At 73.1% G+C, this 15,694-nt stretch carries 16 protein-coding genes; 9 read left to right on the top strand and 7 right to left on the bottom strand.

Going from position 1 to position 15,694, the window contains the following annotated elements; genetic code table 11:
• The first annotated feature begins 72 nt into the window (after positions 1-72).
• Positions 73-1,056, top strand: coding sequence for an NAD(P)/FAD-dependent oxidoreductase (locus LVO85_RS03730; RefSeq protein ID WP_232746041.1), 984 nt, complete (start codon positions 73-75; stop codon positions 1,054-1,056).
• Here LVO85_RS03730 and LVO85_RS03725 read toward each other — a convergent pair.
• The gene (locus tag LVO85_RS03725; RefSeq protein WP_232746040.1) at positions 1,027-1,794 is read right to left on the bottom strand and encodes a class I SAM-dependent methyltransferase; all 768 of its coding nucleotides are present in this window, start codon (positions 1,792-1,794) and stop codon (positions 1,027-1,029) included. The two genes, LVO85_RS03730 and LVO85_RS03725, sit on opposite strands and share 30 nt — an antisense overlap.
• On the opposite strand from LVO85_RS03725, the gene LVO85_RS03720 reads away from it, so the two are divergent.
• Entirely contained in the window at positions 1,793-3,052 is a 1,260-nt protein-coding gene (locus LVO85_RS03720; RefSeq protein ID WP_232746190.1) for an MFS transporter, read from the top strand. The two genes, LVO85_RS03725 and LVO85_RS03720, sit on opposite strands and share 2 nt — an antisense overlap.
• Entirely contained in the window at positions 3,049-3,693 is a 645-nt protein-coding gene (locus tag LVO85_RS03715) for an SRPBCC family protein (protein ID WP_232746039.1), read from the top strand. Before LVO85_RS03720 ends, LVO85_RS03715 begins: the two co-directional genes overlap by 4 nt.
• Here the strand turns inward: LVO85_RS03715 and LVO85_RS03710 are convergent.
• Positions 3,656-4,120 (bottom strand): MarR family winged helix-turn-helix transcriptional regulator, encoded by a 465-nt coding sequence (locus LVO85_RS03710; protein ID WP_232746038.1) that lies wholly within the window; start codon positions 4,118-4,120, stop codon positions 3,656-3,658. The two genes, LVO85_RS03715 and LVO85_RS03710, sit on opposite strands and share 38 nt — an antisense overlap.
• Positions 4,121-4,230: 110 nt before the next feature.
• Here LVO85_RS03710 and LVO85_RS03705 point away from each other — a divergent pair, with 110 nt between their 5' ends.
• Positions 4,231-4,794: a YceI family protein gene (locus LVO85_RS03705; RefSeq protein WP_232746037.1), complete on the top strand. Its 564-nt coding sequence runs from the start codon at positions 4,231-4,233 to the stop codon at positions 4,792-4,794.
• A gap of 227 nt (positions 4,795-5,021) precedes the next feature.
• Here LVO85_RS03705 and LVO85_RS03700 read toward each other — a convergent pair whose 3' ends face one another.
• The gene (locus tag LVO85_RS03700) at positions 5,022-5,321 is read right to left on the bottom strand and encodes a DUF1905 domain-containing protein (protein WP_232746036.1); all 300 of its coding nucleotides are present in this window, start codon (positions 5,319-5,321) and stop codon (positions 5,022-5,024) included.
• Complete coding sequence (locus LVO85_RS03695; protein WP_232746035.1) at positions 5,318-6,388, bottom strand: ArsO family NAD(P)H-dependent flavin-containing monooxygenase; 1,071 nt, start codon at positions 6,386-6,388, stop codon at positions 5,318-5,320. The genes LVO85_RS03700 and LVO85_RS03695 overlap by 4 nt, the downstream gene beginning before the upstream one ends.
• Before the next feature lie 31 nt (positions 6,389-6,419).
• Here LVO85_RS03695 and LVO85_RS03690 point away from each other — a divergent pair, with 31 nt between their 5' ends.
• A complete protein-coding gene (locus LVO85_RS03690) occupies positions 6,420-6,923 on the top strand; it encodes a GNAT family N-acetyltransferase (protein WP_232746034.1) in 504 nt (167 codons plus the stop codon).
• Positions 6,924-6,952: 29 nt separating this feature from the next.
• Positions 6,953-7,744, top strand: coding sequence for a deoxyribonuclease IV (locus LVO85_RS03685; protein ID WP_232746033.1), 792 nt, complete (start codon positions 6,953-6,955; stop codon positions 7,742-7,744).
• A 59-nt stretch (positions 7,745-7,803) separates the two neighbouring features.
• On the opposite strand, the gene LVO85_RS03680 is transcribed toward LVO85_RS03685, so the two are convergent.
• A complete protein-coding gene (locus LVO85_RS03680) occupies positions 7,804-8,565 on the bottom strand; it encodes a glucose 1-dehydrogenase (protein WP_232746032.1) in 762 nt (253 codons plus the stop codon).
• A gap of 95 nt (positions 8,566-8,660) precedes the next feature.
• Here LVO85_RS03680 and LVO85_RS03675 point away from each other — a divergent pair, with 95 nt between their 5' ends.
• A complete protein-coding gene (locus LVO85_RS03675) occupies positions 8,661-9,728 on the top strand; it encodes an LLM class flavin-dependent oxidoreductase (RefSeq protein ID WP_232746031.1) in 1,068 nt (355 codons plus the stop codon).
• Here LVO85_RS03675 and LVO85_RS03670 read toward each other — a convergent pair.
• Both LVO85_RS03670 and LVO85_RS03665 read right to left on the bottom strand, forming a co-directional pair.
• A complete protein-coding gene (locus LVO85_RS03670) occupies positions 9,725-12,280 on the bottom strand; it encodes an excinuclease ABC subunit UvrA (RefSeq protein ID WP_232746030.1) in 2,556 nt (851 codons plus the stop codon). The genes LVO85_RS03675 and LVO85_RS03670 overlap by 4 nt on opposite strands.
• A gap of 113 nt (positions 12,281-12,393) precedes the next feature.
• Positions 12,394-12,597 (bottom strand): cold-shock protein, encoded by a 204-nt coding sequence (locus LVO85_RS03665; protein ID WP_232746029.1) that lies wholly within the window; start codon positions 12,595-12,597, stop codon positions 12,394-12,396.
• Between the two features lie 384 nt (positions 12,598-12,981).
• Here LVO85_RS03665 and dnaK point away from each other — a divergent pair, with 384 nt between their 5' ends.
• Together dnaK and grpE are read left to right on the top strand one after the other, a co-directional pair.
• On the top strand, positions 12,982-14,883 hold the full coding sequence (gene dnaK, locus LVO85_RS03660; RefSeq protein WP_232746028.1) for a molecular chaperone DnaK: 1,902 nt from the start codon (positions 12,982-12,984) through the stop codon (positions 14,881-14,883).
• Positions 14,880-15,626 carry a nucleotide exchange factor GrpE gene (gene grpE / locus LVO85_RS16940; RefSeq protein WP_232746027.1) on the top strand — a complete coding sequence of 249 codons (747 nt, stop codon included), beginning with the start codon at positions 14,880-14,882 and terminating at the stop codon, positions 15,624-15,626. The genes dnaK and grpE overlap by 4 nt, the downstream gene beginning before the upstream one ends.
• The last annotated feature ends 68 nt before the right edge of the window (positions 15,627-15,694 follow it).

Genomic DNA, 15,694 nt, shown 5'->3' with positions numbered 1-15,694 from the left:
GCCCTCTCTGTGGCCTGTCGGCCCTGGTCATGCTGCCTCGCCGACCGGCCCGAGGCAAGAGGTGCTGCGAGGATGGGTGGCATGGGTCCGGTGGTGGTGGTCGGTGGTGGCATCTCCGGGGTGGCGTGCGCACGCACCCTGGCGGACGCGGGCGTCGACGTCGAGCTGCTCGACCGGGGCCACCGGCTCGGGGGGCGGATGGCGGCGCGCTCGGTGCAGGGCCGGGTCGTCGACACCGGGGCGTCCTACTTCACCGTCGGTGACCACGCCTTCGCCGCGGTGGTGGAGGACTGGGCCACGAGAGGGCTGGCCCGCCCGTGGACCGACACCTTCGAGGTCGTCGAGGACGGCCGCTGGGCCGGGCCCAAGCAGGGGGCGGACCGGTGGTCCGCACCCGGGGGGCTGCGGTCGCTGGTCGAGGACCTCGCCCGTGGCCTGCAGGTGCGACGGCATACGGTCGGCTCGGTCGTCCCGGCAGGCCCGGGACTCGCGGGGGCCCGGCTGCTCGTCGACGACCGGCCGGTCGCGGCCGTCGTCCTGGCGATGCCGGACCCGCAGGCCCGTCGGCTGCTGGACCCGGCCCTGGAGGCCGCCCGGGAGGCGCTGGACGACCCGTTCGCCCCGGTGCTGGCGCTGAGCGCGGGCTGGGAGCGACGGCACTGGGCGCCGGACCTGCACGGGGCCTTCGTCAACGGCGACGACGTCCTGACCTGGGTCGCCGACGACGGGAGCCGGCGCGGTGACGGCTCCGCGGTGCTGGTGGCGCACTCCGGCGCAGCGTTCGCCGGCCGTCACCTGCAGGCGCCGGAGGCTGCCGAGGAGCCGATGACGCAGGCGCTCATGCGCGTCATGGGGATCGCGCACCCGCCGGCCTGGACCCACCTGCACCGGTGGACCTTCGCCCACCCCGCCGGCACCCGGGAGCGCACCCACCACCTCGACGACGACGGCGTCGGCCTGTGCGGCGACGGGTGGTCGGCCAGGCCGCGCGTCGAGGGGGCGTACCTCTCCGGTGTCGCCCTGGGGTCAGCCCTGGTCAGCCGCCTCGCCGGCTGACAGGACGCCGACGAACACCGTGCGCCCCGGCCGGTCCTCGTCGGTCTGCCCCACCAGGGCGCTCGCCTCGAAGCCGGCCCCGGTGAGCCAGCCGAGCCACTGCTGCTGCCCGAACAGCCCGCACCGGTGGGTCTCCGCGCTCGAGGCGACCCTCCCGTCGGCCGTGCGCACGAGGTAGGCGAACTGCGTCACCACCGAGTCGTCGTCGGGGTCGGGGTCGTAGGTCCACGCGAGGTAGCGGATGCCGGAGCCGTCCGCGGCGTCGGTGCCACCGTGCTCGGTGTCCTCCTCGAAGGTCTCGCGCACGTGGTCGGGCACGAGCACGAGCACACCACCGGGGCGCAGGTGCGCCACCGCGGTGGCCAGCAACGCGGCGACGTCCTCCGCGGTGAGCAGGTAGTCCAGCGCGTCGTGCACGAGGACGGCGTCGAAGGTCAGGCCCAGCCGCACCGTGCGCATGTCGCCCTCGACGTGCTCGGCACCGGGGTTCAGCCGCCGGGAGACCTCGAGCATGCCGGGGGAGAGGTCGACCAGCGTCATCTCGTAGGCGGTGCGCAGGTGCACCGCGTTGTGCCCGCCACCGCTGCCGAGCTCGAGCAGGGTCCGGGCTCCCGGCGCGGCCGCCCGGACCAGGCCCGCCACCATGGCCGCCTCCTCCGCGTAGTCCTCCGGAGGCGAGAGCAGGGGCCACCAGGGGGCCAGGTCGCCGTACATGCGCGGGGTGTCCAGGGAGTCCATGGGGCCATTGTCCCGAGGTGTCAGGGCCGCGTGCCACCATGCTGCGGTGCAGCGACCACGGCCCGCGATCCCCGGTGAGATCAAGGTCCTGGTCGCCGCGGCCTTCGTCATCGCGGTCGGCTTCGGCCTGGTCGCCCCGGTGCTGCCGGCCTACGCCCGCAGCTTCGACGTCGGGGTGGCCGCGGCCTCGGCCGTGGTCTCGGCGTTCGCGTTCTTCCGGCTGCTCTTCGCGCCGGTGGGCGGTGCGCTGGTCACCCGGTTGGGTGAGCGCCCCGTCTACCTCACCGGCCTGCTGGTCGTCGCCGCCTCCTCGCTGGCCACGGCCTTCGCCCAGTCCTACGGGCAGCTGCTGGTGCTGCGCGGGCTCGGCGGCATCGGGTCGACCATGTTCACGGTCTCGGCGATGGCGCTGCTGGTGCGGCTGGCGCCGCCGGCCATCCGGGGCCGGGTGTCCTCGGCCTACGCCAGCGCCTTCCTCATCGGAGGCATGCTCGGGCCGGTGTTCGGCGGCCTGCTGGCGCAGTTCGGCCTGCGCCTGCCTTTCGTCGTGTATGCCGTGGCGCTCGTGGTCGCCGCGCTGGTGGTGGCCCTGCGCCTGTCCGGCGCGGCGCTGCGCCCGGACCCTTCCGCGCCCACGGCGCCGCCCCTGGCGCTGCGCGTGGCACTGGGTGACTCGGCCTACCGTGCGGCGCTGGCCTCCGGCTTCGCCAACGGCTGGGCCAACTTCGGGGTGCGGGTGGCAGTGCTGCCGCAGTTCGCCATCGCGGTGCACCAGGGCCCCTGGGTGGCCGGGGTGGCGCTGGCCGTGGCGGCGGTCGGCACAGCCGGGGCGCTGCAGGTCTCCGGACGGCTCGCCGACCAGGTCGGCCGGCGTCCGCTGGTGCTCGTCGGGCTGGTCGTCACCGCAGGCGGCCTCGGTGTCATCGGCCTGAGCACCAGCCTGCTCGTGCTGCTCGTGCTCTCCCTGGTCTCCGGTGTCGGGGCCGGTCTGGTCAACCCCGCCCAGCAGGCCACCGTGGCCGACGTCGTCGGCACCGAGCGCAGTGGCGGCAGCGTGCTGGCGGCCTTCCAGATGGCGCAGGACCTCGGTGCCATCGTCGGCCCGATCCTCATCGGGGTCGTGGCCGACGTCTGGGGCTACGGCCCGGCCTTCGTGGCCACCGGTGCGGTGAGCCTGGTCGCCGTCGTCCCCTGGCTGCTGGCGCGCGAGACGCTGCGCCGGGAGCCCGACCCCGCCGATGACACACTCGGGACATGACAGGCCTGGCAGCGGTGACCGGAGCCGTCGTGGCCTCCGGCGCCACGGCATACCTGCTCAGCACCCGGCTGCGCCGCTGGGGCACCCGCGGCGACGAGGCCACCCGCCCGCTGCCCGGCGAGGAGCTCGTGCCCGGCCCGGCGGCCTCGCTCACGCAGGCGGTGGACATCGCGGCGCCCCCGGAGCAGGTCTGGCCGTGGGTCGCCCAGCTCGGCCAGGACAAGGGCGGCTTCTACAGCTACGCCTGGCTGGAGAACCTCGGCGGAGCCCGGGTCACCAACGCCGACCACCTCGACCCTGCCTGGCAGCAGACCCAGGAAGGCGACCGGCTGCGGCTGCACCCCCGCGCCGCCCTGGAGGTGCAGCGGGTCGTGCCCGGTCGCCTGCTGGTCGCCGGGCACCACGAGCTCCTCGCAGGGCTGGGCTTCCAGTGGGTCTTCCTGCTGACCCCCGACGGTCCCGGTCGCACCAGGCTGCTCGTGCGCGAGAGGTACGTCGTGCCGCTGTTGCTGCCGAGGGCGCTGGCCCACCTGGCCACCGTCGGCAGCGCCGTGATGTCGCACCGGATGCTCCGGGGCATCCGCGAGCGCGCCGAGCGTCAGCTCACCGCTGGTCCAGGCGTGCCAGCAGCCCCGCGGTGAAGCGGTCGAGCGCGGCGAGCTCGTCGTCGGTGAGCTCGCCGAAGAAGAGGTCCCGCACCGTGCGTGCGTGACCGGGGGCGACCTGCTCGATCAGCACACGCCCCTCGTCCGTCAGCACGGCATACGCGCCGCGCCCGTCCTCGGTGCACCCCTGCCGCTCCACCAGCCCGCGCTTCTCCATGCGGGTGAGGTGGTGGGACAGCCGGCTGCGCTCCCACTGCAGGGTGTCGGCCAGCTGCACGATGCGCACACGGCCCTCCGGGGATTCGCTGAGGTGCACGAGCACCTCGAAGTCCGCCAGCGACGTGCCGCTGTCCTGGCTGAGCTGGCGCGCGAGGGCGGCGGTGAGCCGGGCGTTGGACTGCAGCCACTGTCGCCAGACGCGCTGCTGCCGGTCGTCGAGCCAGGGGGAGGTGTCGCTGCGCATGGCACCAGTGTACCCAGTTAGTTGACACATCACCTAAACGTCCCCTAACGTTGGTGACACGTCAACAACTTGGCCTCCGGCCGAGCCCCGCCCCCCGCAAGGAGACCTCCATGAGCACCCAGACCCAGAGCACCGCCCTCACCGACCTGGCCGGCACCTACACCATCGACCCGACCCATAGCCGCATGGGCTTCACCGCCCGGCACGCGATGGTCTCGAAGGTCCGCGGCTCCTTCAAGGAGTTCGAGGGCAGTGTCACCGCCGGCGAGCAGCTCGCGGACACCGACATCGCGGTGACCATCCAGGTCGCCAGCATCGACACCAACAACACCGACCGTGACGGCCACCTGCGCACCAACGACTTCTTCGAGGCCGAGACCTACCCGACCATCACCTTCGCCTCCACCGAGGTCGTGCCGGTCGACGCCGAGACCCTGCGCGTCACGGGCGACCTGACGATCAAGGGCACCACCAAGCCCGTCACCATCGACTTCGAGTACGCCGGAGGTGCCACCGACCCGTTCGGCCTGCAGCGCGTCGGCTTCGAGGGCAGCACCACCGTCCTGCGCTCCGACTTCGGCATCACCTGGAACGCCGCGCTCGAGACCGGCGGCGTGCTGGTCTCCGACAAGATCACCCTCGAGATCGAGATCTCCGCGATCCGCAACGTCTGAGCCCTCTCCCTGGTCTGCCGTCCGCTCACCCCGAGCGGGCGGCAGACCTGTGTCTGCCTTCGGGGCTGCGCGCTACAGGCCGACCGAAACGGAGGAACGCCGGCAGGCCTCGCCACCTGCCACGGGGTGGGCGCCGCGGACGAGGTCATCCGGTGCCAGGACCAGCCGCTGGTTGAGGGCGAGCTCTCCCGGCGTCCGGCTGCTGAGTCCTGCAGGCCCTTCGCGGGTCAGTGCTCGGCGATGCTCAGGGTGACCTCGACCAGGTCACCGGCGGCCAGGCCCTCGGCGGCGCGGACCGCCTTCTTGACCGGCAGCACGTAGGCCCCTGCCTTCGTGTCCGGGAAGAGCGAGGTCTGCCAGGTCGTGCCGCCCACGGTGACCCGGACGCGGACCGAGCCGAAGCCGCGTGACACCCCGGCCGTGAGGTCCGCGATCTCGTCGCTCGTGTCGTCCGGGAGGGTGACGAAGTGCCAGGCTCCCTGGCCCGCGTGCTCCCACAGCCGTGTGGCGAACGTGAAGGCGCTCACCGCGAGCCCGGCTCGCCCAGGTGCTCCTGGATGCGCTCGACGGTCCACTTCGCCGTGCGGCCCACACCGATCAGGGTGGCCGACGCGGGGCCGGTCCAGTCGCCGTAGCCGACCAGGAACAGCCCGGGTGAGCCGGGCACGAGCGGGCCGCGCGTGGCGATGCGCCCGTCCGGCCCGCGCAGGCCCAGGGGTCGCAGGTGGCGCAGCGCCGGCCGGAAGCCGGTGCACCAGATGACGTCGTCGACCTGGAGCTCGGTGCCGTCGGGCCAGAGCACACCGTGCGGGGTGAACCGCGCGAACATGGGACGGGGGGACAGCAGCCCGGCCTCCCGGGCCTCCCGCACCGGGGGCACGGCCACGATGTCGCCCAGCGAGGCCACCCCGCCGGTCCCCTCGCCGCCCGAGGCCAGGGCCTTGACGTGCGCGGTGGCCGCGGCGAAGAGCGCGCGGCCGTCGACGTCGTCGGGCAGGTAGCGCGGCGGGCCGTGCAGGCACCAGGTGACCTCGGCCGTCCCGCTGAGGTCCGCGGCGACCTGGGCCCCGCTGTTGGCGCCGCCCACGACCACCACCCGGCGCCCGGCATACGGCTGCGGTCCGGCGTAGCGGGCGCTGTGGGTCTGCCGGCCGAGGAACTCCCGCTGGCCCGGCACGGTGGGCCAGTGCGGCTGCGACCAGCTGCCCGTGGCGCTCACGACCACCGGGGCCTGCCAGGTGCCGTGGTCGGTCTCCACCCGGTAGCCGCCGTCCGTCCGGCACACCGCCTCGACGTGCACCGGCCGGTGCACCGGCAGGTGGTAGCGCTGCTCGTAGCGGGCCAGGTAGCCGACCACATGCGCGGCGTCGGGGTTGTCGGGGCCCGTATGCGGCATCTGCCACCCGGGCAGCGAGGAGTAGGCAGCAGGGGAGAACAGCCGCAGCGAGGGCCAGGTGTGCCGCCACGCGCCCCCTGGCTCCGGCTGGTCGTCGAGCACCACGAAGTCGAGGCCGGCCCGGCGCAGGTAGAAGGCGGTCGCCAGCCCGGCCTGCCCGCCACCGACGACCACGACGTCGACCCCACCGGCACTCACCCCTCGACTGTAGGGGCCTACGCTGACCGACGTGACGGTGACCGTGCGCCCCGCCCGCCCCGAGGAGCTGCCCGCGGCCGGTGAGCTGGTGGTCACCGCCTACCTGGCCGACGGGGTGGTGCAGCCGGGCGACCCCTACCTGGAGGACCTGCGCGACGCCCCCGGCCGCGCGGCCGACTCCGTGGTGCTCGTCGCGGTGGACGGCGACACGCTGGTGGGCACGGTGACCTGGTGCCCGGCCGGGTCGTCGCACCGTGAGGTCGCCGGCGTCGACGAGGGGGAGTTCCGCAGCCTGGGCGTGGACCCGCAGGCGCGCGGGCGTGGGGTCGGGGAGCTGCTGGTGCGCGCCTGCCTGCAGCGTGCGGGGGAGGAGGGGTATGCCGCGGTGGCGCTGTCCAGCGCCGAGTGGATGGCGGCCGCCCACCGGCTCTACGTGCGGCTGGGCTTCGTGCGCACCCCGGAGCGGGACTGGCGGCCCCTGCCTCACGTGTCACTGCTCGCCTACCGGGTCGTGCTGACGGACGCCGGCGGCTGACCGTCGGTGCCACGGCCTACGCTCGGAGCATGAGCACGCTGTTGGTCGGAGCCCATGTCCGCGACGAGGACCCGCTGGAGGCGGCGCTGGAGGTGGGCGCCGAGACCGTGCAGCTCTTCCTGGCAGACCCCCAGGGGTGGAAGGAGCCGAAGCCCCGTGAGGACGTCGACCGCCTGAGGTCCGCCTGGGACGACCACGGCATCGCGGTCTACGTGCACGCCCCCTACGTGCTCAACGTGGCGACGAGCAACAACCGCATCCGCATCCCCTCGCGCAAGCTGCTCGCCCAGCACGCCCAGGCAGCGGCAGCCATCGGTGCCCGGGGGCTGGTCGTGCACGGCGGGCACGTGACCAAGGGCGAGGACGAGCAGGTCGGCTACGACAACTGGCGCAAGGTCTTCGAGCGCACCGAGGCCGAAGGCGGCTTCCCGCTGCCGGTCCTCATCGAGAACACCGCCGGCGGGGACGCGTCCATGGCCCGCCGCCTCGACTCGATCGCCCGGCTGTGGGAGGCCGTGGGTGACTTCGGTGCGGGCTTCTGCCTGGACACCTGCCACGCCCACGCGGGCGGCATCGAGCTGTCGAGCGCGGTCGAGCGGCTCCGGGGGGTCACCGGCCGGGTCGACCTCGTGCACTGCAACGACTCCCGGGACGAGTTCGACTCGGGGCGCGACCGGCACACGACGCTGGGCGAGGGACGGATCGGCCTCGACGAGATCGTCGACGTCGTCCGGCAGGCCGGGGCTCCCGTCGTCTGCGAGACGCCCTGGGAGCACATGGCCGACGACATCGCGCTGCTGCGGGAGCGGCTCGGCGGCTGAGCGCAGGTCGCACGCTCAGCCGCCGGCCCCCCGCTCCGCCCGCGGCCCGGTCGAGGGGCTCAGCCGTGGCAGAGCGCCCCGCCGTCGACGAGCACGGGGCTGCCCGTCATGAAGGACGCGCCGTCCGAGCACAGGAACACCACGACGTCGGCGACCTCGCGGGGCTGGCCCACGCGCCCGATCGGGTGCATCGACTCCATCGCGTCGGCCAGCGCGGGGTTCTCCGCCATGGCACGCGCGATCATCTGCGTCTCGATGGCGGCCGGGTGCACCGACAGGACACGGACGCCCTGGGTGGCGTACTCCAGCGCCGCGGCCTTGGTGAGGCCGGCGACGGCGTGCTTCGAGGCGACGTAGGGCCCCAGGTTGGCGTAGCCGCGCAGGCCCGCGGTGGAGGAGATGTTGACGATCGTCCCGCCACCGCGCTCGAGCAGGGCGGGCACCTCGTGCTTGATGCCGTGGAAGACGCCCATCAGGTTGACCTCGACGACCCGTCGGAACTCCTCGGCGCTCATCTCGTGGGTCGGCGCCTGGTGGCCCTCGATGCCGGCGTTGTTGCAGGCGTAGTCCAGCCCGCCGTAGGTCGACACCGCCGTCTCGACGGCGGCCTTCACCTGGGCCTCGTCGGTGACGTCACAGGTGACGAAGGTCGCCGAGCCACCGGCCTGCTCGATCCGGGCAGCCGTCTCCGGCCCGCCCGGGCCGTCCAGGTCGGCCAGCACCACGGCCGCGCCCTTGTCGGCGAAGGCCAGCGCCATCGCTGCGCCCAGGCCCGCGCCGGCGCCCGTCACCAGGGCCACCTTGCCCGTCATCTGACTCATATCTGCTCCGTCCGTAGGGGATGTGGTGGCCCCATCCTTCGCCGGTGTCAACACCATTGACCAGGGTCGAAGGTCCCACGGCATACCGTGAGGACATGCCTGAGTCCCCTGCCCCGCTCCAGCCCGTGCTGCCGCGGGCCGAGGTGCAGCTCGGCCTCGACACCTTCGGTGACGTCACGGTCGACGACTCCGGCGCCCCCCGCACCTACGGGCAGGTGCTGCGCGAGGTCGTCGAGCAGGGCGTGCTCGCCGACGAGGTCGGCGTCGACGCGTTCGGCATCGGCGAGCACCACCGTGACGACTACGCCGTCTCCTCACCCGAGCTCGTGCTCGCGGCCATCGCCTCCCGCACCCGGCGGATGCTGCTCGGCACCGCGGTGACGGTGCTGAGCTCGGACGACCCGGTGCGCGTCTACGAGAAGGCCGCGACCCTCGACGGGCTGTCCGGCGGACGGGCCGAGGTGACGCTGGGGCGCGGTTCGTTCACCGAGTCCTTCCCGCTCTTCGGGTTCCGGCTCGCCGACTACGAGCGGCTGTTCTCCGAGAAGCTCGGCCTCTTCGCGGCCCTGCGCTCCGAGGGGGCCGTCACCTGGCAGGGCAGCGTCCGCGGCCCGCTGCAGGGAGCCCACGTCTACCCCAAGACCGAGGCAGGCACGGTGCGCACGTGGGTCGGCGTCGGCGGCTCGCCGGAGTCCGTCGTGCGTGCGGCGCAGCACGGCATCCCGATGATGCTGGCGGTCATCGGTGGGGCAGCGGCCCGGTTCGCCCCCTACGCCGACCTGTACCGCCGGGCGCTCGCCGAGCTCGGGCTGCCCGAGCTGCCGGTCGGTGTGCACGCACCCGGCTTCGTCGCGGACACCGACGCCCAGGCGCGGGAGCTGATGTTCCCGCACTTCAAGGCCAACCGGGACCGTATCGGCGCTGAGCGCGGCTGGGGCCCCACCTCCCGGGCGCAGTTCGACGCCGAGGCCGACGAGGGGGCCGTGTTCGCAGGCTCCCCGGAGACCGTGGCGCGCAAGGTCGCCGACACCGTGCGGACGCTCGGGCTGAGCCGGTTCGACCTGAAGTACAGCAACGGGCCCATGCCGCACGGCCAGCTCATGCGCGCGGTCGAGCTCTACGGCACCCAGGTCGTCCCGCGGGTGCGTGAGCTCCTGGCCTAGGAGGTCCCCGGCCCGGACGGGGGGCCGGTGGCGACCACCCGCCCGCCCGCGTCGCCGGCTCCCGGGCCCAGCTCGACGACCCAGTCCGCGGTGGCCAGCGCCGCCGCGTCGTGCTCGGCGAGCACCACCGTGTGGCCGGCGTCGACCAGCGCGTGCAGCTGGCGGAGCAGCCGGTGCACGTCGGCGGGGTGCAGGCCCGAGGTGGGCTCGTCGAGCAGGTAGAGGGTGGGGGAGCGGCGCTCGGTCTGCAGCTCCGAGGCCAGCTTGATGCGCTGCGCCTCGCCGCCGGACAGCTCGGTGGCCGGCTGCCCGAGGGTCAGGTAGCCCAGGCCGAGCGCCGCCAGCGCGTCGAGGGCCCGGTGCACCGCCGGCTGCCCGGCGAAGACGTCGAGGGCCTGAGCGACGGTGAGGGCCAGGACGTCGGCGATGCTCAGCCCCTGCCAGGTGACCTCCAGGGTCTCCGGGTTGTAGCGCGCGCCGTGGCAGGTGGGGCAGGTCGACCACGTGCCCGGCAGGAAGAGCAGCTCGACGGACACCTGCCCCTCGCCCTGGCAGGTCTCGCAGCGGCCGGCGGCGACGTTGAAGCTGAACCGCCCGGCCTTGTAGTGCCGCTCGCGCGCCAGGTCCGTGCGCGCGTAGAGCGTGCGGACGTGGTCGAACAGCCCCGTGTAGGTCGCGAGGTTGGACCGCGGCGTCCGGCCGATGGGCTGCTGGGTGATGCGCACCAGCCGGGTGGGCACGACCTCACCGGTCGCCGAGGCCTCGCCGGGACGGGGCACCGACGTCTCGGCCGGGCCGGGCGGGGCGGCGCCGTCCCCGTCCTCCGCGGCGGCGTCGGGCTGGTCCTCGACCCGGGCCAGGCGGGCCCCCACCGTGTCGTGGACGGCGTCCAGCAGCGAGGTCTTGCCGGACCCCGAGATGCCGGTGACCACCGTCAGCACCCCGAGCGGCAGCGTCACGGCGACGTCGTGCAGGGTGTGCCGCTCGATGCCGGTGACCCGCAGCTCGCCCCGGCGCGGTCGCGGTGCGACGTATGCCGTCACGCCGGCCGGAGCGCCGGCCGAGGGCTCGGCGGGGCGGATCTCGGTGGCGTGCACCGGGTCGTGGAGGTAGCGCGCGGTCACGGACCCGGGCACGTCCTGGAAGCCGTCGAGCGGGCCGGACCACAGCACCCGGCCACCCTGGGAGCCGGCCCCCGGCCCGACGTCCACCACCCAGTCGCAGGCGGTGACGACGGCCATGTCATGCTCGACGACCAGCACCGAGTTGCCGGCGTCGACCAGCCCCCGCAGCGCCCGGAGCAACGCCTCGGTGTCCCGCGGGTGCAGCCCGGCCGACGGCTCGTCGAGCACGTAGACGACACCGAAGAGCCCCGAGCGCACCGCGGTGGCGACCCTCAGGCGCTGCAGCTCGCCGGCCGACACGGAGGTGCTCGGCCGCGCGAGGTCGAGGTGGCCGATGCCGAGGTCGACGAGCACCTGGAGCCGGCCGGTCAGATCCTGCAGCAGGAGCCGCTCGGCCTCGGCACGGGCGCTGGGCTCCTGCCCGGCCCCCTTCCCGGACCCCTCCCCGGAGCGTGAGCGCGGATGCTCCGCGTCGAGGACCGCCAGCCTCCCGGTGAGCACGGGCAGCAGGTCGGCGACCGGGAGCCGGCTCGCCTCGTCCACGGCCAGGCCCTGACAGGTGACGCGCAGCGCCTCCGGCCGCAGCCGCCGGCCCCCGCACGTCCGGCAGGGCGAGCTCACGACATACCGCAGCGCCCGTGCCCGCTGGGTGGCGCTGCGCGTCTCGCTCAGGGTGCGCATGAGGTAGCGCCGGGCACTGGCGAACCGGCCCTGGTACGGCCGCTGGATGCGGCCGGCCTCCCGCTCGGGCACGACGGTGACGACGGGCTCCTCCTCGGTGTGCAGGATCCAGTCTCGGGAGGCCTGCGGCAGCGCGCGCCACGGCACGTCGACGTCATGACCGAGGGTGGCGACGATGTCGCGGTAGTTCTTGCCCTGCCACGCTCCCGGCCAGGCGGCGACGGCGCCCTCGGCGATGCTGAGGCCCGGGTCGGGCACCATCGACGACTCGGTCGGCTCGTGGACGACCCCGAGCCCCGAGCACACCGGGCACGCGCCCACCGCGGTGTTGGGCGAGAAGTGGTCGGAGTCCATCGGTGCCACGTCGGCGGGGTAGTCGCCGCACCGGGAGAACAGCATGCGCAGGGTGTTGCCGGTCGTGGTCACCGTGCCCACCGTGGAGCGGCCGCTGCCCCCGGCCCGCCGCTGCTCCAGCGCGACCGCGGGCGGCAGCCCGGTGACGTCGCGCACCTGCGGGTCGAGCGCGGTGTGGATGAGCCGCCGCGCGAAGGGCGCCACCGAGTCGAAGTAGCGCCGCTGGGCCTCACCGTGGATGGTGCCGAAGGCCAGCGACGACTTGCCGGAGCCGGAGACCCCGGTGAGGGCCACCAGCCGGTTGCGCGGGATGCTCACGTCGACGTCACGGAGGTTGTGCAGCCGTGCGCCCAGGACGTGGATGCACTCCTGCGGACCGGGGCTTTCGCTCATCCGCCCACCCTACGAGCGCCGCCTTCTCGTGGATGGGCGCCGGCGCACAGCAGGACGCCCCCCGACCGTGTGGTCGGGGGGCGTCCTGGTGAGTCGAGGGTCGACAGCTCAGATCAGAGCGGGCGGACCTTCTCGGCCTGCGGGCCCTTGGGGCCCTGGGTCACGTCGAACTCGACCTTCTGGCCGTCGTTGAGCTCGCGGTAGCCGCTGCTGTCGATCGCCGAGTAGTGGACGAAGACGTCTGCGCCGCCACCGTCCTGCTCGATGAAACCGAAGCCCTTCTCGGCGTTGAACCACTTCACGGTGCCTGTAGCCACTGGTGCTGCCTCATTCTTGTCTAGCTGGAGGACGCCCCACCTTGTGGGGGGACGTGCTGGTTGCCGGAAAGCCCACGACGAACAGGGATTCTGCCTCGTAGAGAGGGGCTCGGTCGTGCCGAGCCACGATGCGAGGACTGGTACAGCAACCACCGGAGACGCTAGCACGGTTTGGCGCGAACGTTGTCCTCGAGGGCTGCGCGAGCAGTCAGCGCGTGTCGGGAACAGATCTCCAACCACCGTAGTTGAGCCTGATGAACTCAACTTCGATGAGTCCCGGTTTGACAAGGTCCGGGGAGCTGTCGCAGGTTGAGTCCTGACGCACCAACCCGGACCGGGTCGCCCACGGGCACCCATCCCACGACATACAGGAGTGAACACCACATGGGACGTGCAGTAGGCATCGACCTGGGCACCACCAACTCCGCCGTTGCCGTCCTCGACGGTGGCGAGCCGGAGATCATCGCCAACGCCGAGGGTGGACGCACCACCCCCTCCGTCGTCAGCTTCGCCAAGAACGGTGAGGTCCTGGTCGGCGAGATCGCCAAGCGTCAGGCGGTGACCAACGTCGACCGCACCATCCGCTCGGTCAAGCGCCACATGGGCACCGACTGGAGCTCGGAGATCGACGGCAAGAGCTTCACCGCGCAGGAGATCAGCGCGCGCATCCTGATGAAGCTCAAGCGCGACGCCGAGTCCTACCTCGGCGAGCCGGTGACCGACGCGGTCGTCACGGTCCCGGCCTACTTCGACGACGCCGAGCGCCAGGCCACCAAGGAGGCCGGCGAGATCGCGGGCCTGAAGGTCCTGCGCATCGTCAACGAGCCCACCGCCGCGGCGCTCGCCTACGGGCTGGACAAGGGCAAGGAGGACGAGCAGATCCTCGTCTTCGACCTCGGCGGCGGCACCTTCGACGTCTCCCTGCTGGAGGTCGGCAAGGACTCCGAGGACGGCTTCGCCACCATCCAGGTCCGGGCCACCCACGGTGACAACAAGCTGGGCGGTGACGACTGGGACGAGCGCATCGTCAAGCACCTGCTGACCACGGTGAAGAACACGACCGGCACCGACCTGTCCAACGACAAGATCGCGATGCAGCGGCTGCGCGACGCGGCCGAGCAGGCCAAGAAGGAGCTGTCCAGCTCCACCAGCACCGGCATCAACCTGCAGTACCTCTCGATGGGCGAGAACGGCCCGATCCACCTGGACGAGACGCTCTCCCGCGCCCAGTTCGAGCAGATGACGCAGGACCTGCTGGAGCGCACCAAGGCCCCCTTCGACCAGGTCATCAAGGACGCCGGCATCAACCTGGCCGACATCGACCACGTGGTGCTCGTCGGCGGCTCGACCCGTATGCCGGCCGTCGCCGAGCTGGTCAAGAAGATGACCGGCAAGGAGCCCAACAAGGGCGTCAACCCGGACGAGGTCGTCGCCGTCGGCGCCGCCCTGCAGGCCGGTGTGCTCAAGGGCGACCGCAAGGACGTGCTGCTCATCGACGTCACCCCGCTGAGCCTGGGCATCGAGACCCAGGGCGGGATCATGACCAAGCTCATCGAGCGCAACACGGCCATCCCGACCAAGCGCTCCGAGGTCTTCACCACGGCCAGCGACAACCAGCCCTCGGTCGGCATCCAGGTCTACCAGGGTGAGCGCGAGATCGCGCAGCACAACAAGCTGCTCGGCAACTTCGAGCTCACCGGCATCGCCCCGGCCCCCCGTGGCGTGCCGCAGATCGAGGTGACCTTCGACATCGACGCCAACGGCATCGTGCACGTCTCCGCCAAGGACCGCGGCACCGGCAAGGAGCAGTCGATGACGATCTCCGGTGGCTCCGCGCTGCCGAAGGAGGAGATCGAGCGCATGGTCAAGGACGCCGAGGCGCACGCCGAGGAGGACAAGAAGCGGCGCGAGGAGACCGAGACCCGCAACACCGCGGAGCAGCTGGTCTACTCCACCGAGAAGTTCCTGGCCGACTCCGGCGACAAGGTGCCGGACGAGGCCCGCGGCCCGGTCGACACCGCCCTGGCCGACCTCAAGTCGGCCCTGGCTCCCGAGTCGGGCGCGTCCAATGACGACATCAAGGCGAAGATGGAGACCCTCTCCACCGAGAGCCAGAAGATGGGCTCCGCCATGTATGCCGCGCAGGCCGAGTCCGAGCAGGCCCAGGCGGGCGCTGCCGGCGGTGCCGGTGCCACCGGCGCCGAGGGCGCGCAGCCGGGTGGCAGCGACGAGCAGGACGGCGATGTCGTCGACGCGGAGGTCGTCGACGACGAGGACACCAAGTGACCCAGCAGGGCCAGGGAGCCGGTGGGGCCGACCCTCAGCACGAGGACGGCCCCACCGGGCCCGTCGTCCGTGACAAGCGCAAGGTCGACCCGCAGACCGGCCAGGTCCGCGAGACGGTCGCCGAGGCCCAGGCCTCGCAGCAGAGCGACGCGCAGGCCGAGGCCTCGCCGGAGGCGGAGCACCCCGAGGTGTCGCACCCGGAGGGGTCGCAGCCCGACGGGCAGCAGCCCGAGGCCGGCGAGCCGGGGCAGGCGGCGCCCGCGGGCGAGGTCGGCGACACGGCATACCCCGAGCAGGGCGAGGAGCACCCCGACACGCTGGTGGCGGCGGAGCGCCTGGAGGACCTGCGCCGGCTGCAGGCGGAGTACGTCAACTACCGGCGTCGCGTGGACCGGGACCGGGCCCGCGACAAGGAGGTGGCGGTCGGCGGTGTCGTCGAGGCGCTGCTGCCGGTGCTGGACGACATCCACTCCGCGCGTGAGCACGGTGACCTCACCGACGGGCCGTTCGCGGCGATCGCCGACAAGCTCGCGGCGACGCTCGGGCGCTTCGGCGTGGAACAGTTCGGCGCACCGGGGGAGACGTTCGACCCCGCGCTGCACGAGGCGCTCATGCACCTGCCCGGGGCCGACCTGCCCGAGGGCGCGACCGAGACGACCGTCGTCCAGGTCATGCAGCCCGGCTTCAAGGTGGGTGACCGGGTGGTGCGGCCGGCCCGGGTGTCCGTCGCCGACCCGGCCTAGATCACTGTGCTCGGGGTTTCGCGCCCGCGAAACCCCGAGCACAGTGCCACATTGGGGTGCAGAACCCC

Origin of the sequence: Ornithinimicrobium sediminis (assembly GCF_021272345.1) — a bacterium.
In the GTDB taxonomy this organism is placed as follows: domain Bacteria; phylum Actinomycetota; class Actinomycetes; order Actinomycetales; family Dermatophilaceae; genus Ornithinicoccus; species Ornithinicoccus sediminis_B.
This window is presented reverse-complemented; position numbering and strand designations above follow the sequence as displayed.

Coding starts and splice junctions, on each gene's coding strand:
- LVO85_RS03730 (WP_232746041.1), top strand. CDS start 73: ATGGGTGGCATGGGTCCGGTGGTGGTGGTCGGTGGTGGCATCTCCGGG.
- LVO85_RS03720 (WP_232746190.1), top strand. CDS start 1,793: ATGGGGCCATTGTCCCGAGGTGTCAGGGCCGCGTGCCACCATGCTGCG.
- LVO85_RS03725 (WP_232746040.1), bottom strand. CDS start 1,794: ATGGACTCCCTGGACACCCCGCGCATGTACGGCGACCTGGCCCCCTGG.
- LVO85_RS03715 (WP_232746039.1), top strand. CDS start 3,049: ATGACAGGCCTGGCAGCGGTGACCGGAGCCGTCGTGGCCTCCGGCGCC.
- LVO85_RS03710 (WP_232746038.1), bottom strand. CDS start 4,120: ATGCGCAGCGACACCTCCCCCTGGCTCGACGACCGGCAGCAGCGCGTC.
- LVO85_RS03705 (WP_232746037.1), top strand. CDS start 4,231: ATGAGCACCCAGACCCAGAGCACCGCCCTCACCGACCTGGCCGGCACC.
- LVO85_RS03685 (WP_232746033.1), top strand. CDS start 6,953: ATGAGCACGCTGTTGGTCGGAGCCCATGTCCGCGACGAGGACCCGCTG.
- LVO85_RS03680 (WP_232746032.1), bottom strand. CDS start 8,565: ATGAGTCAGATGACGGGCAAGGTGGCCCTGGTGACGGGCGCCGGCGCG.
- LVO85_RS03675 (WP_232746031.1), top strand. CDS start 8,661: ATGCCTGAGTCCCCTGCCCCGCTCCAGCCCGTGCTGCCGCGGGCCGAG.
- LVO85_RS03670 (WP_232746030.1), bottom strand. CDS start 12,280: ATGAGCGAAAGCCCCGGTCCGCAGGAGTGCATCCACGTCCTGGGCGCA.
- dnaK (WP_232746028.1), top strand. CDS start 12,982: ATGGGACGTGCAGTAGGCATCGACCTGGGCACCACCAACTCCGCCGTT.